Origin of the sequence: Virgibacillus pantothenticus (assembly GCF_018075365.1) — a bacterium.
Classification (GTDB): Bacteria; Bacillota; Bacilli; order Bacillales; family Amphibacillaceae; genus Virgibacillus; species Virgibacillus pantothenticus.
The window spans coordinates 22,809-38,358 of the sequence record NZ_CP073011.1 but is presented as its reverse complement, the minus strand read 5'-3'; the positions used below and the strand labels follow the sequence as shown (position 1 = coordinate 38,358).

Genomic DNA, 15,550 nt, shown 5'->3' with positions numbered 1-15,550 from the left:
TTAGCGAACTCCTTTCTTCATATCTTCAAGAATCGCTTTAAACTGTTCGATTTCATGATCACGAAATCTTACAAAGTGAAGATTTGGCTTTCGATAATCTAACTCCGGTAGCCCTTGTGCAGAATTGGTATAACATAAAACGAACAGTGGTTTGTTTTCAGTTGGTGTTTGGCTTGCTCTCACTAATTCGTCAATATGATGTCCATCCACCGTGACACAAGTTCCACCAAACGCCTCGATACGGGAATTTATTGGTTCGATATTCATGACATCCTTTGTCCAGCCATCGTACTGTTGACCATTAACGTCGACATAAACAACTAGATTATCTAATTTATAATGAGCAGCAGCTTGGATTCCTTCCCAAGTTTGCCCTTCCTCTAACTCTCCGTCAGACATGAACAAGAAGACGCGTCCTTTTTCATTCCTCATTTTTCTAGCATGAGCAATTCCGCCTGCCTGGCTTATCGCTTGACCAAATGAACCCGTTGTCAATTCAAAACCAGGGGAATGTTCGGCACCGATTTGCTCGACAATGCTTCCATCGACATTAAATTCCTTCAAAGAATCTGGGGATAATCTTCCCGACTCAACTAAAGCCGCATAAATCACGACGGCATAGTGAGCAGGCGATATCAATAAACGGTCATACCCTGGGCCAGTAGGTCCGTTATAAGCCGCACCTGTTACATAGTCTTTATTGCTGTTTCCCGGTACCCCTCCAAAAGATGGAGCAACAAATGGTGCTTGGCTTTCTCCTAATTTCATTAACCCTCCATATAAAACAGAAACTATTTCAGCACTGGAAAGAGCTTGACTCAAATAACATCCATTTTTTTCAATAGTTAATTCTAATACCCGTTGGCGAATCCCATGAGCTATTTGTTCCATTTTTTTATAATCATATGGTTCATTTGGTTTTATCTTCGAACTTGTTGTGACATTTGATCTAATATCCATGTTCTTGCCCCCTTAATAATTTCCAAGCTATTTCTGCTGTTGTCGTTCCACATTTCTAAACTAAAAGGTCCTTTGTAACCAGCTTTGAAAAGACTCTCAAACACAGCTTTAAAATTGACGATTCCTTCTCCATATGGAACTCTTCTGAAAACTCCTTCTTTCGTATCCTTAAGATGGATACCAACGATATGGTTGATGTTCTCTGCTAGCGCCTGTTTAACATTAAAATGATGTGCCGTTAAATTCCCGACATCTGGATACATCTTTAACCAAGGGGAGTGAACTTCTTCGACGACTTCCTTTATTTGTTCTAAAGAAATTATGTCTCTGTCAACATTCTCAAGGCCAAGCATCACCCCTGCCTGACTGGCAAGTTCAGCCGATTGATACATTCCTTCTAAAAACCTTTTCTTAGAATAATCAGTTGATACTTCGTGTTCAAGTGTATAATAACCGGCAATTTGAATGGTACGAATACCCATACTTGCTGAAAAATCAATAGCCTGTTCCATAATTTTCAATGCTTGTTGTCGAATTTTTGCTTCTTTACTACCGAAAGGAAAGTCGCGATGTGCACTTAGAACCAAATTATAGAAGTGGACTCCACTGTTTAATGTAGCTCGAAGCCATGTTGCTTTCTGTTCTGTCGACCATTGAAACCTTGGTAAACGGTCTTTGTCTAAAGCTATTTCATATAAGGAGTAACCAGCTTCAGCTACTGAGTGTAAAACCTCTTCAATATCCTTATTAAGCGGCAACGCCTTCTCATAGATTCCTAATTTTATTGTTTTCATTTGCAGCACCTCCATCATCCAAACACACGGATGATTTCATCTTTATACTCTTTCGCTGCCTGGAAAGGATTGGGGGAGTTAGCGATTTTCCTTCCAGCAATAAAGCAATAAACCGGGACATCTTTAAATAATTTGATTTCGTCAACGGATAATCCACCGGTAATACTCAACTGAAACCCTTTATCCGCTAAGCTCTTAAGTTCATTGATGACTTCTGGGCTCCATTTTTCTTCTTCCTCTACTACCTCACTAGAACGATGATAGATTAACTGTGTAATCCCTAAAGATCTCCAGTATTCGGTTTGTTCATTTGTAAAGGTTTGATTTATTTCTATCTGAACATCTTTGTTTTCACGCGATTTTACTTCCTTTACTACTGCTTCAATCGTATCTTTTGAAGCATCACTTATGACCGTTACCCAATCAGCACCGGAGTCGAAGGCCAATTTGGCCAATTTTCCTCCGGCCTTGATAATGCGAATATCCGCTAATACGATATGGTCTGGAAATAGGCTTTTCATAATACGTACCGCTTTCATTCCATTTTCAACAGCGAGAATCGTTCCTACTTCCATCACATTCACTTGTGATTGGGATTTTTGAGCAGCAGCTAAAGAACTCGATAAATCATGGTTATCTAAAGCCAGTTGTAATTTTGGTCTGCTCATGTTGGCACCTCTATTTTTCCATTTGATAAACTCTTGCAGGGTTATAAATCATAAACTTATCAAGGACCTCTTGACTAAATCCTTCATCAAGCAATCTTGGTAAGAAACGTTCTTTAATCCAGTTAAATCCAGGTCCATATCCGTATACTTTATGGTGAGATCTTCTTCCCATATCATTGGAAAGCATGATCTGATCTTCGTAACCATCTTCAACTAATTGTTGAAGCAATTCAATTCTCATGCTATCTGGATAGTATTTTGCTTTTCCAGGACCATCATAGATGATGTTTGCACCCGTCTTTAAAATTTGACGATGGTACCACAAATCAGGAAAACGATCCACATGAGCAACGATGAACTTACTCATATCTAATCCCTCTTCTAACACAATTTCACATTGTTCGATTCCCATCGTTCCAGCGGTTGTATGAGTATGAAGACATGTGCCAGCTTTCATTGCTGCACGTGCACCCGCTCTTAACACTTTCTCTTCGTTTGAGGTAATGTGATTATAAGCAGTACCAGCTTTAATCCATCCAGCTTTTACAGTCGTTCCATCCATCCCTACTTGGACATCATGCAACATTCTCTCCGCAATGTAGTTGATTGACCAATCTGTTAATTCTGGCTCCATGCCATGCTCTTCACAAATGTATCCTGTACATGCAATAACATGTACGCCTGATTCTTGAGAAGCAGTGACCATTCCCGGAGTATTTCTTCCCCATGATTGTGGAGTTGTTTCAATAATCGCCCCACCACCAATTTCTTTGAATTCTTTTAACATTTGAATTGCCAATGGAACACTGTCTAAATGGTGATCCAAATTATTTTTTGTTCCTTCCCCTTGTGGATTTGTAAGAATATGTTCATGTGCCATTGTAAAGCCCATTTTTGATGCTTCGATATCTCCTAATACTGTTCTAACCATTCCTTTTGCCATAAGATAATCCCTCCTATTCATTTGAACAAATGTTCAACTATATGAACTTTTGTTAACTTCATTATTAATATAACACAAAAAAAGCGTTTGCAAAACACTTTTTTTATATTATTTTCAGTTATTATTTTCCAAATTTTAAGCTAATACTATCTGAAAGTTATTTATTTCCACTAATAGAAGAGATGAGTGATAGAAAAGAACCTAAGAAATGCCAAAAGTGTCTTTATAACATTTAAAGAGACAGAATATTGAAAACTATAATCAGCCTTTGGATAGATAAAAATAGGTAGATGGATAGTTTCTTGCTTGTGGTGGAAATCGTTTAATTAACAGCCAAATAGAGATGCACTTAGTTAGAGCGGAGGGGGATATAAGCATGAAACAATGCCTTATTTGTAATTATCATTTAAGAAGAACATGTTACAACAAAAAGTAAAAGTAGAAAGAAGTATCTGGGTTTGCTAAATCAAAAGAGGGCAGGAGAAGTTAGGGATGAAATATAATAGTAGTTGGTACATTTTTTAAAATTTACGTTCAACAAAGTATTTTAGTTTGTTTCGCTTACTACGTTACCAAAAGTGTGACCACCATTAAAACAGCCTTTTCTATAAATTAGTGAGGGCTTTCCGAACAAAGCTGTTGAATTTGAGCAAGAGAGAGCGACTTATATTAATTTTGTGCTCGACGATGTTTAAATCGTATTTATGTAACCTTACCACAGTATACAAAGTAACTTTTAGTTTTTGTCACTCGTTGGTCACTATTTGATCACTATAAAAGAGAAGGTTTTTAGGCCTTCTCCTTTTTAAATTCTTGTATTAGAATCTTCAACTAAGATATTCAAATTCATTTGCTCTAGCTCTCTGTGAATATAGAGAACTTTTTCCATTGAAAAAAAAATAACTGATTTCCAAAGTAAAAAAGCCTACGCGTAAGGGTAGTGACCTCACACAGTTATAATTATCTAGGAATATCTAATTGGTTTAAAAATTCTTTAAAATTATTGGCTATTTTATAAGTATTTGCGTTTTCATTTGAGTTATCAAAGTGAAATGAATGATCCCAATAGTAAATGCCGTCATGTTCGTTATCTGCAATTAGTACAATTAAGCCCGACCCGGTATCATCACCTATTACTAAACTATTTAATAATAAATCATCAGCAAATTCATCATACTAAGTTTCTAAATCGAATGCTTCATCATCAACTCCGATTCCATATAAAACATCTAATTGTATAATTTGATTTAACTCTTTAACAAAGAAAGTACTATATCTTTTTTTAGTTGTACCCCCATTATATCGTAATAAAAACTGTTTATAGTCGGTAGGTAAAGAAAAACCTATCATTTTTTCAAAATTGCTGATTAATTCTTCTGTTGCTCCTTTAAAAGGGTTGATGTTCATATTAACACTCCTATTCTTTTGATAACGCCATACCACCCCGGTGCATAAACCTTCTATGCAAACTTTATTTACTTCCTGCATCGTTTTTAAATCTTCATGGTGATGCCAAGTATTTTTTGAAGATTTAGGTCCGTTTGGCGCCAGTTTATCTGCCACTTCACAGTCTACAGAATAACTTTTAAATTTTTTTAGTTGAACTTCTTGTATAACTAATCCAGCTGATTTAAAATCAGGAAAACCATTAGGGTAGGACACTTTATTTGGAGGTACTTCCCAATCAATATATGTCCATATACCATGCTCATCAATTTCGATTTTCCCACCTTTCTTTTGCCTTTTAATCGGATCACGAGAATAAGGCGGTTTTGAAGCTAATTGTTCTTTTGTGAGACTTACAACTTGTTTCCTATCCTTCCACTGTATATTTACTATTCTGTTGGTAATCTTTAAGTGCACTTTTAATCTCATGTTGGTTAACCTTATTGAAATCTTTTTTTGTTTTTTGATTACTGTTATCTTTTTTTAACGCACTACTTCCCTACTCACTGTATAGTGATAGCCGCCTGTCGTATCACTAACTACATTGAACTTAGGTATTTGTGTTCTCATCCATTCCTTTATATTCAACATCGTAGGAATTTTTAGAGAGGACCTTGTATACGTATTATTTTTAGAAATTACTTCTCCAACGTCGTTTTGGTCCGCAAACTTACTACCAGATTTTGGCTTAGAAAGGAACGACTTTGTACCAAAAACCGTTGAAAACAAACCAAAACTAGATAACCAATGTTCTTTGGAATACGTTTCTTCAGGACTTATTGTCCCATGCATCATGTCTACTCCACCAACAGTAAACCAGTTAACAAAGTCTTTTGGTGTATTCAACATATTTTCTGCCCGGACCTGAAGACCTTTTGAAAAGTCCTGTCCCGTATTCAATGCACCAAAAGTAATATAATTTCCGAAATCATAAAAAGAGTCGAATTTAGCTTCATTTCTATCCTCTGCTGCTTTTAATACATCCGAACCTATCTCTTGAAACGCTTGAGCAGACTTTTGACATGCATTTTGCCTCCGATCATCTGGAATTGATGATACCAATTCGTACGTCACGGAACCATCAGATTCTTTAAACTCACGGACTTTTCTACCATCAATTAGCGTATAGTATACACCATGCCATTCTTTCTTATAGTCCGAGACCTTTACTTTAGAAACCACTTGGTGCTCAATGGTAGTAAATTCTCCTGTAGTTAAACGGTCACCTGATGCTGCTACAGCTGCATGTATAGCCCGGTAGCTGTAATCCATGGTTTTTAATCCAAAATGTTTCTGTAAATACTGAATCGGAATAGCTGCAAATCGAGTATACCTAGAGAGTAGAAGCTTACCTGCTTCGCCAAGAACTGCCTCAAGCCCAATTGCGTTTCTAACAGCCTTATTCTCAATACCAGCTACAAGTTCTTTGTGAAACTTTTGATCATCTAGTTGCCTTGCTTGGTAGCTGCCAATACGTAACTTCCCATTGTTTCCTAGCTCACGGATTTGACTAATATAATTCTTCATCGTTCGTATATCTTGTTCTACGGGTTCTAGCTTAGCTGTATTATGGCGGTCAAAGGCGTGGAGCTTCTCTATCGTCTGACGTTCAGCTTTTTCGCATGTTGTACTTTATCTAGGAACTCGCCATCGTCTATATCGCGAATGTTAACAATATCTTTGACCGAGTGAAGAACGGCATTTGCTTCATCCGTTAACGCCATGGTAATCTGTTCCATTCGTTCAAAACCTCGTTGCACGTCTTGAGAAAGAAAATCCTCGCGAATAACCCCATCTTTGTTTGGTTCCATGTCTTGAATCGACTTTTTCATTTCCTGTAACGTATCGGAGTAATTCGTAATAAACCCCTCTAGGAACAACAGAAACGGCATATGTACCTCTTGATAGAAGGTTCGAATAGAATGGGGAGCCGTTTTCCCTTTAAACACATCCTCCAAAGCTATATTGCCCTCTATGCTTTTCTGGATGTTTTTTACTTGTGTATGTATTTGTTCTAGCTGCGATATGGTTTTGTCGATATAGCTATGAAGGTCGCTTACATAAAGCGCCTTAATGAAAATCTCCTCCTATCCCCTTGGTAATCATTTCAATGTAACCCCTTTAGTTGCATTATACTAAAAGTAAAAAATATATGGGATTGTTTATATCAAAACTACATATAAGTGGCAGCATAAAAATAAATCTGGCATATGGAATTACACGCCAGAGAAATGACCGCTAAAATTTGTACCAGATATTTGCATAAGGCTGGGGGCTTTGAGCAAAAGAGAGCGACTTATGTTAATTTTGTGCCGCCGAATGTGGAGTGAACATATAACAGTTCTTTATATAAAAAGTAAGAGGTGCTGAGATTACATGTTAAATAAATTATTTTCCAGAAAAGTATTGGTAATTCTATTAGTAATAATGTTTTCTTTTAATCTTTACTGTATTTATTTAGGCTTTTTTACGGTAACCCTAAAAAAATAGTAGATACAGAAGATATAGCAAGGCAATATTTAAGAGAGGAAAAGGGCTATCAATACTCTGATATTGCTGTAATTAGAGGAAATTATAACTGGAAGGATATCCCCGAACAAAAATACGGGGGAGTAATAATGTTGGAAGGTGACGAAAAGCAATATAACTTTTATATTGAAAATGATAAAGTAATTGAAGATGATAAAATACCCAAAAAAAGTAAATAAACACCATTTCCACGTAACTCATTGAGATTATAGTTACAGGAGGTGGTGTTGTGGTGGAAACACTGATAGACAATAAACCTACGCCCCCGGCAGGATTCGAACCTGCGACACACGGTTTAGGAAACCGATGCTCTATCCCCTGAGCTACGGGGGCATATAAAATATATAACTATAAATTTCAGGCTACAAGGCTAACATATCTCACCTGCTTTTTAATCAAGCACTATCTATTATACAAAATTCCTTCCTGCTTGAAAAGTACTATGGGTAACGTCACACAGTGTACATAGTTTCCACGCTTCGATTATGATAAAATAGTTTACACCTGTTCTGTTTTTAGATTGGAGGAAGAAGCGATGACAGGAGTACCATTTATTGCTATTGAGGGGCCGATTGGCATCGGGAAAACATCCCTTGCCGAAAAATTGTCCGCTCATTTTCAATTTCAGCTCTTAAAAGAAATTGTCGAGGAAAATCCATTTCTAGGAAAATTTTATGAAAACATTGAAGAATGGAGTTTCCAAACAGAAATGTTCTTTTTATGCAATCGATTTAAGCAATTAGAAGACATAGATAAACAATACTTACGTAACGATCAGCCCGTCGTTGCTGATTATCATATATCGAAAAACATGATATTTGCTAAACGTACATTACCAAAAGATAAGTTTCAAAAGTACGAGCAAATCTATCGGATTTTAACAGAGGATATGCCTGTACCCAATATGATGATTTATTTAAATGCTAGCTTGGATACTATTTTAGAGCGAATCCAAAAACGCGGTCGACAAATTGAGCAAAACATTCAAGCATCCTACCTTGCACAGCTTGCACAGGATTATGAAGATTATATGAATCAATTTGAAAAGCTGCACCCAAATATTCCAGTTATACGAATTGATGGTGATAAACTAGACTTTGTTTGTTATCAAGAGCATTTGGTTCAGATTATTGAGCTAGTATCCATGAACTTAAAGCAACTAACAATCGATTAGAAAAGTATAGAAGGGGAACAAGCAACGATGAATCCAAGAGAAAAATATCAAATCCCACATGATAGCATTATTACCATTGCCGGTACTGTCGGGGTGGGCAAATCAACTATGACAAATGCGTTAGCGAAAGCTCTTAACTTTAAGACTTCTTATGAAAAAGTAGACACGAACCCATATTTAGAGAAGTTTTATGCAGACTTTGAACGGTGGAGTTTTCACCTACAAATATATTTCCTAGCAGAACGTTTTAAGGAACAGAAGAAAATTTTTGAATATGGTGGCGGCTTTATTCAGGATCGCTCTATTTACGAAGATACAGGTATATTTGCAAAAATGCATTACGATAAAGGCACCATGTCCAAAACCGATTATGAAACCTATACAAATTTATTTGAAGCAATGGTCATGACACCATATTTCCCACACCCTGACCTGCTCATTTATTTAGAGGGCTCCTTTGATGCTATTATTGCTCGTATTCACGAACGCGGTCGCGAAATGGAAAAAAACACCCCCATTTCCTATTGGCAAGAACTATATAAACGCTACCAAAATTGGATAAATAATTTTAATGCTTGTCCTATTCTTCGCATTAATATTTCGGATTATGACTTGATGAAAGAAGAAACATCGATTGAACCCATTTTAGAGCGTATCGGACATTTTATCCAACAATCTCGCCGTTGGAAATCACGTGATCGTGTATAAAGTTGGTTGGATCATATGAGGAAATCCATCTTAGAAAAGAAATTAGCGTTCTGTTGACCACCTTTACAAGAATTGACCTCATCAACTTTTGAGCTTACAGCTTTAAATGTTGAAACTAAACAAAAGGCTAACTAATATAAACTAAGCTGTGAAAGAGAAATGCTTCCTCACTATTTCCTTCACAGCTTAGTTTTCTTAGTTTTAATTGACCACCAAAAGCAGGTTCGAACCTTTCGAACCTGCTTCTTGTTCATTAACTCTCCTGAAATTGTGAACTTCGGCGATTTTACTAAAACTTCCAATAGAGCTGCTTACCAGCACTTTATTCCCCTAATTCTATAGACCGATCTCTTGCTGCATAGATACAATTCTTTATCATTTGTTGAAAATGATTCTGTTCTAATGTTTGAATGCCTGCTTCTGTCGTTCCGGCCGGGCTTGTTATTTTTTTTCGTAATTCTGTTGCGGACTCATTCGTTTGGTTCAACATTTTTCCAGCCCCAAGCAACGTTTGATGAATCAGCTGTTTTGCTGTAGCTGAACTCATGCCAGCTTCTACAGCTACTTGCTCCATTGCCTCGATGAGATAATAAATATATGCTGGACCACTTCCAGAAATCCCTGTTACCATATGCATTTCCGCTTCGTTCACTTGAACCGTCGTTCCAATCGTATTGAATAATTGCTCCGCTATTTGTAAATGCTCCGTTATGGCGTAAGCGCCTATACATAAAGCTGTTGCTGAATAGCCAATAGAAGCAGATGTATTGGGCATTGCGCGAATAACTGGTATCTTTAATCCAATCCATCGTTCAATCCTCTTTGTAGATATTCCTGCTGTAACAGAGAGAATCAAGTGATTATCCCTCATATATGGTTGAACGGATGCAATGGCCTGCTCCATATTACATGGCTTTGTAGCTAATAGAATAATATCTGCTTGTTCCATTAGTTGTTGTTTATTTTGCATACTAATTATTTGATACTTTTCTTTTAAGTAGGATATTCGTTGACGATTGTTCCGATTCGTAACGATGATTTGTTGCTTATCAATAATTTGCGATTGAATCAAGCCGGAAATAATTGCTTCTGCCATGGAACCTGCACCAATAAATGCAATCTTTTTATCCATTGTATATCGACCTCCTTTTTTATATCACGAAAAATTGGCTATTTATTATCATTTCTATCCTCTACATGTTTATTTTCTAATCATACCGTTAACGATTTTAAAACATTCTCCTTCTGAAGATAAAAAAAACTCCTTTCATCCTAACAATAAGGACGAAAAAGAGTTTTCCGCGGTACCACCTAATTTGACATAGTTTTTACTATGCCCAGCTTATATTGTCAACACAGATTTGATCTGCGGTCAGGTTTATTCTAACAGCTCACAGGTAGGTTCGTATCTGTCGTCTACGTTTTGGGATCTTTCAGCCGGTGAATCCCGCTCTCTGTCGTTCGTACATGATACTACTGGCCTCATCATAGCTTTTACATTTTTATTTGGTTAGTAATGTACTATATGTGTAAATGTAAAAATTGTCAAGTAATAAAGGTAAAATGATACTAATCTAGCCAACATATATTAAAAAAATCGCTACAGTGTAACGATTTTTTATATCTCCAAAATTTTATGCGCTAATTTTAAATGGAGGAGGTAGAGGGATTCGAACCCCCGCGGGCTGTTACACCCCTGTCGGTTTTCAAGACCGATCCCTTCAGCCAGACTTGGGTATACCTCCGTGGCGACAAGATATAATATACCATGTTTTTTATAGGCTTGTCAATTCCTAATAGACATTTTGAAAATTTTTTAGTGACAATAATGTCTACATTATCTAAGAAGAAAAATAGCACAGCTGCAATCAGAAGGTTGTAAGATAACAGCTGTGCTATACGCGTTTGTTATACTTCTTTTACTATCGTACCAGAGTAGCGATCATGCGGAAATACGGCACCGTCTTTCTCTTCAAAAGAATTGCGATTAATGATGTATTGCAAGTTACTTAAAGTATCACGATAAGCCATCCGTTTAAAAATTTGTATCGGTGTTAATTCAAAGCCTGTTTCACTCTGCAATTCCAACCCCATTTGGTTGTAACCAACTGTTTGCCCGCGTTGTCGCAGCTGTATGTACTCGAGTGACCACATGACAACTGTTGGCGTAACGATAGCATGCACAACCTCATTCTTTACTTTTTTCCGTAAAACATATTCTACACCAGCTGTGACAGCAGCAGAAATTGCCACATCAATAAAAAAAGCTTTCATCCGTTTTTTCGTTAACGATTTCACTTCAATCCCCCCCTTCACTCGTTTAGTCCTTATACGTACAGTCTACAAATAAGTTCCCTTTAAAACCAATAGATCTTATTTATCATTTAATTAAAAAGGAGCCCGTTAACCGATGTTCCCACTAGGGGTCATTGAAAATTTCTAATAAATTCTAGTAGTGGGGATGGAATAGCTTTAAATGGGATTTTTTGCTAAACCAATTGTCAGTCAAGATACATTTGTTAAACCAAACATATCCTACTTGATTTTTTACTGATAAACTCCTTATGCACTCGCTCATAAGCTGCATCATCTGTTAACAGCTTTAATGCTGTGAACGCTGCTGCTTTTGCCCCCACAATTAGTGCTTTATCAGCTTGCTTTGATTTTGCAGCTTCTCGAAAAAGAGTCGTATGGCCAATCAAATCACTTGGGCCAATTTTAATATGTGGATGAATGGTAGGGACTACTTGGCTAATATTCCCTGCATCTGTGGAGCCTAAAGCTTTTGACTGTCTTTTATGAACCGTCTCTCCTAATTGCTCTATTTCTGTTTTAAAAATGGCATCCATACTTTCATTCAGAATAAAATTGTCCACCTCATTTTGAAATGCGGATATCTTAACTTTTGCACCCGTCGTCATAGCTGCACCCTCCGCAATTGCTTTTACTCGCTCCGTTACCTCATTTAATGTTTCTCTTGTGGCCGCCCGAATGAAGAACCTAGCCTTTGCGTAATTCGGTACGACGTTAGGAGCATCGCCTCCATCCGTAATAATACCATGTATGCGCACATCATTTGCAACATGCTGACGTAATGCGTTAATGCCATTAAAGAGTTGGATTACGCCATCTAACGCATTAATTCCTTGCTCTGGGTGAGCAGAGGCATGGGCAGTTTTGCCAAAAAACTCGAAATCCAGCGGATCGACAGCAAGGGTAGGGCCGGTTAGATTCGTTTCTGCACCAGGATGAATCATAATCGCTGCATCAATCGTTTCAACCAATCCAGCTTTGACAAAACTTCCCTTCGCACTTCCATTTGGTCCACCTTCTTCAGCAGGTGTGCCAAAGACAATTACTTCACCTCCCACTTCATTTATCACTTGACTTAAACCTATAGCACCGCCAACACTCATTGTACCAATCAGATTATGACCACAGGCATGCCCAATCTCTGGTAATGCGTCATATTCAGCTAAAAAGGCAATCGTTCTTCCCTTTATTGGACTTTTCTTTTTAGCAATAAAGGCGGTTGGGTGACCCGCCACATCCAATTCCACTTCAAATCCGTTTTCCACTAGTATATCTGTCAATGTTTTGGCAGCGTATGTTTCCTGATTCCCAATCTCAGGGTGTGCATGAATATCATGACTAATCGTAATATACCTTGTCTTATTTTCCTCCATATTAGCTGCAATTTCTTGTTTCCAAATAGTAGTAGATTCTGTAGTAATTCCCATTAGTTCACCTCATTTTAAATTAATATCCAATCTCACTTAACGGTACAAACGTTGGAATGGAATTCCCATCACGTTCCTTTTCAATAAATTTTGCCACATCGTCCGTCTGATAAATGTCAGCAAGCTTTTTTAGTACTTTGTCGTTTTTATCTTTTTCCTGAACAGCAATAATGTTTATATACGGAGTTGCCGTTTCATCCTCATGGAAAATCGAGTCAGCCAACGGGCTTAAGCCTGCATCGACTGCAATCCCATTATTTATAATCGAAGCATCCACATCTGGGAGCACTCTTGGTGTTTGCCCAGCTACAAGTAATTCAAATTGAAGATTTTTTGGATTTTCAACGATTTTATCTAACGAACCATTGCCATCAAAATCGTCAGCCAATTTTATCAAACCAGCATCCTGTAGCAATAATAAGCCTCTGCCCATATTCGTAGCTTCTTTAGCTAAGGCAATTGTTCCGCCTTTAGGAATGTCCTCTGGTTTATCATGCTTTTCTGAATATAACCCCATTGGGGCAATTACCGTTGTCGCTATAGGCGTTAAATCTAAATCATGCTCTTTAATAAAGGCATCGAAATAAGAAACTGTTTGGAATGCATTTGCATCAATCTCTCCTTCTGCTAAAGCCAAATTAGGTTGAACATAATCGGAAAAGCGGACAATTTCGACGTTAATTCCTTCTTTTTTCGCTTTTTCTGCTACATAATCCCAGATTGACGTATCAGAACCGCTAATTCCCACCTTCACCGTTGAACTGGCTTCACTACTGGAACATGCACTGATAATGACCGATGTAATTAATAGGAAAAATATGAACGTTACTTTTTTCATTTTAAACAACTCCTTTTGTTTATCTTCTTCTCACTCGTTTGGAAAGATAATTTCCGATTGATTGTAATCCTTGCACCATTATGATAAGAATGCCTACAGTAAGGAACATAACAACCGTGTCAAATCGCTGGTAGCCATATGTAATCGCTAAATCGCCGAGACCTCCACCACCGACTGCTCCAGCCATTGCCGATGCGCCTACTAAACCAATGGTTGCTATAGTAATTCCTAGTAGCAAAGAACTTAATGCTTCTGGCAGAAGAAAACGTATCATAATCTGCCATGGTGTAGCTCCCATTGCCTGTGCTGCTTCCATAACTCCCGGATCAACTTCAAGCAATGAATTTTCAATTAATCGCGCAATATAAGGACCAGCAAATAGAATCATTGGTACAATTGCTGCCGCTGTCCCGATGGATGTTCCGACAACAAGTCTTGTAAATGGGATGACAGCAACCATCAAAATAATAAATGGAATGGAACGAAAGATATTAATCCCTGCATTCAAGATGGTGAAAACAACTTTGTTTTCCCATAAATGACCTTTTCTCGTTACTACTAATAAAACACCTAATACAAGCCCGATAAGAAATGAAAATAGCAATGACACACCGACCATGACAATTGTTTCCCAAAGCGCCTGTACTATTTGTTGCTGGTCAACTAACATTTGCCAACACTTCCTTTACCGTAATCTTTTGTTGATGAATATACATCATAGCCCGCTTTATTTCTTTCTCATCCCCTGAAAATTGAACAATTAAATTGCCTAAAGGAACACCTTGTAATTCTGTTATATTGCCAAATAAAATATTGACGTCCACTGCATACGTTTTAGCGATTTGCGATAATAAAGGTTTCCCAGCGCTATTTCCGACAAATACAATCCGATAGATATGTCTGCCTGCTGTCTGATTGTTAAGCAATGAATAGACTGAATCAGGTATCGTATCATGCATTACCGAACGGACAAACTTAGCAGTTACTGCTGTTTTCGGTTTAGAAAACACATCAAACACACTTCCTGCTTCCACGATTTTTCCTTTGTCTAAGACAGCAACTTTATCGCAAATCTCTCGAATCGCATTCATTTCATGGGTAATCATCAAAATCGTTACTCCATATTCTTGATTCACTTGCTTCAACAACTGTAAAATAGCTTTTGTTGTTTCTGGATCAAGTGCTGATGTCGCCTCATCGCATAAAAGTACTTTTGGCTTCGTTGCTAAGGCACGCGCAATTCCAACCCGTTGTTTTTGTCCTCCCGACAGTTGCTCTGGATAACTATTTGCTTTATCTTCTAAACCAACAAAAGTGAGTAAATCCATGACACGTTTCTTTACTTCCTCCTTCGCCACTTTTGCTACCAATAGGGGCATCGCGACATTTGTATACACCGTTTTAGAATTTAAAAGATTAAAATGCTGAAAAATCATCCCAATATCTCGCTTAGCTTCACGCAATTCTTTAGCGGAAAGACTTAATAAGTCGTTTCCATCAACCATCACTTTACCAGAAGTAGGTCGCTCTAATAGATTCACACAACGAATAAGGGAGCTTTTTCCTGCACCACTAAATCCGATAACACCGTAGATTTCTCCTTTTTCCACCTGTAAATCGACGTCATCTAGCGCTTTGACTGGCCGATCTTTTCCTTCATACACTTTTGTTACATGATCAAATGTAATCATCAAGCAATTCCCCCATACTTATTTTTAGAATTGTTTTACTTAAAAATTTGTTCCATGTG

Annotated in this window: 13 protein-coding genes, 2 tRNA genes and 2 pseudogenes; 2 read left to right on the top strand and 15 right to left on the bottom strand. The window is 37.5% G+C overall.

What is annotated here, in order from left to right:
• The 8 genes and pseudogenes from KBP50_RS00175 to KBP50_RS00135 form a co-directional block, all read right to left on the bottom strand.
• Positions 1-960, bottom strand: coding sequence for a transketolase (locus tag KBP50_RS00175; protein WP_082240866.1), 960 nt, complete (start codon positions 958-960; stop codon positions 1-3).
• Positions 921-1,754 (bottom strand): L-ribulose-5-phosphate 3-epimerase, encoded by an 834-nt coding sequence (locus KBP50_RS00170; protein ID WP_050350555.1) that lies wholly within the window; start codon positions 1,752-1,754, stop codon positions 921-923. The genes KBP50_RS00175 and KBP50_RS00170 overlap by 40 nt, the downstream gene beginning before the upstream one ends.
• Positions 1,755-1,768: 14 nt before the next feature.
• Positions 1,769-2,422 carry a 3-dehydro-L-gulonate-6-phosphate decarboxylase gene (locus tag KBP50_RS00165; RefSeq protein WP_050350556.1) on the bottom strand — a complete coding sequence of 218 codons (654 nt, stop codon included), beginning with the start codon at positions 2,420-2,422 and terminating at the stop codon, positions 1,769-1,771.
• Between the two features lie 10 nt (positions 2,423-2,432).
• Positions 2,433-3,365 carry a phosphotriesterase family protein gene (locus tag KBP50_RS00160; protein ID WP_050350557.1) on the bottom strand — a complete coding sequence of 311 codons (933 nt, stop codon included), beginning with the start codon at positions 3,363-3,365 and terminating at the stop codon, positions 2,433-2,435.
• Positions 3,366-4,325: 960 nt separating this feature from the next.
• A pseudogene (locus tag KBP50_RS21935) lies at positions 4,326-5,240 on the bottom strand (SMI1/KNR4 family protein).
• Positions 5,241-5,294: 54 nt separating this feature from the next.
• Entirely contained in the window at positions 5,295-6,338 is a 1,044-nt protein-coding gene (locus tag KBP50_RS00145; RefSeq protein WP_050350559.1) for a hypothetical protein, read from the bottom strand.
• Positions 6,339-6,344: 6 nt separating this feature from the next.
• Positions 6,345-6,838: pseudogene (locus tag KBP50_RS00140) on the bottom strand (T7SS effector LXG polymorphic toxin); the annotation flags it as partial.
• Between the two features lie 762 nt (positions 6,839-7,600).
• A tRNA-Arg gene (locus KBP50_RS00135) sits at positions 7,601-7,673 on the bottom strand.
• A gap of 202 nt (positions 7,674-7,875) precedes the next feature.
• On the opposite strand from KBP50_RS00135, the gene KBP50_RS00130 reads away from it, so the two are divergent.
• Positions 7,876-8,514, top strand: a complete 639-nt coding sequence (locus KBP50_RS00130; protein WP_050350561.1) for a deoxynucleoside kinase — start codon at positions 7,876-7,878, stop codon at positions 8,512-8,514.
• A 27-nt stretch (positions 8,515-8,541) separates the two neighbouring features.
• Complete coding sequence (locus KBP50_RS00125) at positions 8,542-9,222, top strand: deoxynucleoside kinase (RefSeq protein ID WP_050350562.1); 681 nt, start codon at positions 8,542-8,544, stop codon at positions 9,220-9,222.
• Positions 9,223-9,544: 322 nt separating this feature from the next.
• Here KBP50_RS00125 and proC read toward each other — a convergent pair whose 3' ends face one another.
• The 7 genes from proC to KBP50_RS00090 all read right to left on the bottom strand — a co-directional run bounded on the left by proC (position 9,545) and on the right by KBP50_RS00090 (position 15,491).
• Positions 9,545-10,354 carry a pyrroline-5-carboxylate reductase gene (gene proC, locus KBP50_RS00120; protein ID WP_050350563.1) on the bottom strand — a complete coding sequence of 270 codons (810 nt, stop codon included), beginning with the start codon at positions 10,352-10,354 and terminating at the stop codon, positions 9,545-9,547.
• A gap of 520 nt (positions 10,355-10,874) precedes the next feature.
• Positions 10,875-10,967: transfer RNA gene (locus KBP50_RS00115), tRNA-Ser, on the bottom strand.
• 163 nt (positions 10,968-11,130) lie between these two features.
• Entirely contained in the window at positions 11,131-11,520 is a 390-nt protein-coding gene (locus tag KBP50_RS00110; protein ID WP_050350564.1) for an RDD family protein, read from the bottom strand.
• Between the two features lie 221 nt (positions 11,521-11,741).
• Entirely contained in the window at positions 11,742-12,962 is a 1,221-nt protein-coding gene (locus KBP50_RS00105) for a M20 family metallopeptidase (RefSeq protein ID WP_050350565.1), read from the bottom strand.
• 19 nt (positions 12,963-12,981) lie between these two features.
• The gene (locus KBP50_RS00100; protein ID WP_050350566.1) at positions 12,982-13,800 is read right to left on the bottom strand and encodes a MetQ/NlpA family ABC transporter substrate-binding protein; all 819 of its coding nucleotides are present in this window, start codon (positions 13,798-13,800) and stop codon (positions 12,982-12,984) included.
• Between the two features lie 19 nt (positions 13,801-13,819).
• The gene (locus KBP50_RS00095; RefSeq protein WP_050350567.1) at positions 13,820-14,470 is read right to left on the bottom strand and encodes a methionine ABC transporter permease; all 651 of its coding nucleotides are present in this window, start codon (positions 14,468-14,470) and stop codon (positions 13,820-13,822) included.
• Positions 14,460-15,491 carry a methionine ABC transporter ATP-binding protein gene (locus KBP50_RS00090; protein ID WP_050350568.1) on the bottom strand — a complete coding sequence of 344 codons (1,032 nt, stop codon included), beginning with the start codon at positions 15,489-15,491 and terminating at the stop codon, positions 14,460-14,462. The genes KBP50_RS00095 and KBP50_RS00090 overlap by 11 nt, the downstream gene beginning before the upstream one ends.
• Positions 15,492-15,550: the final 59 nt, after the last annotated feature.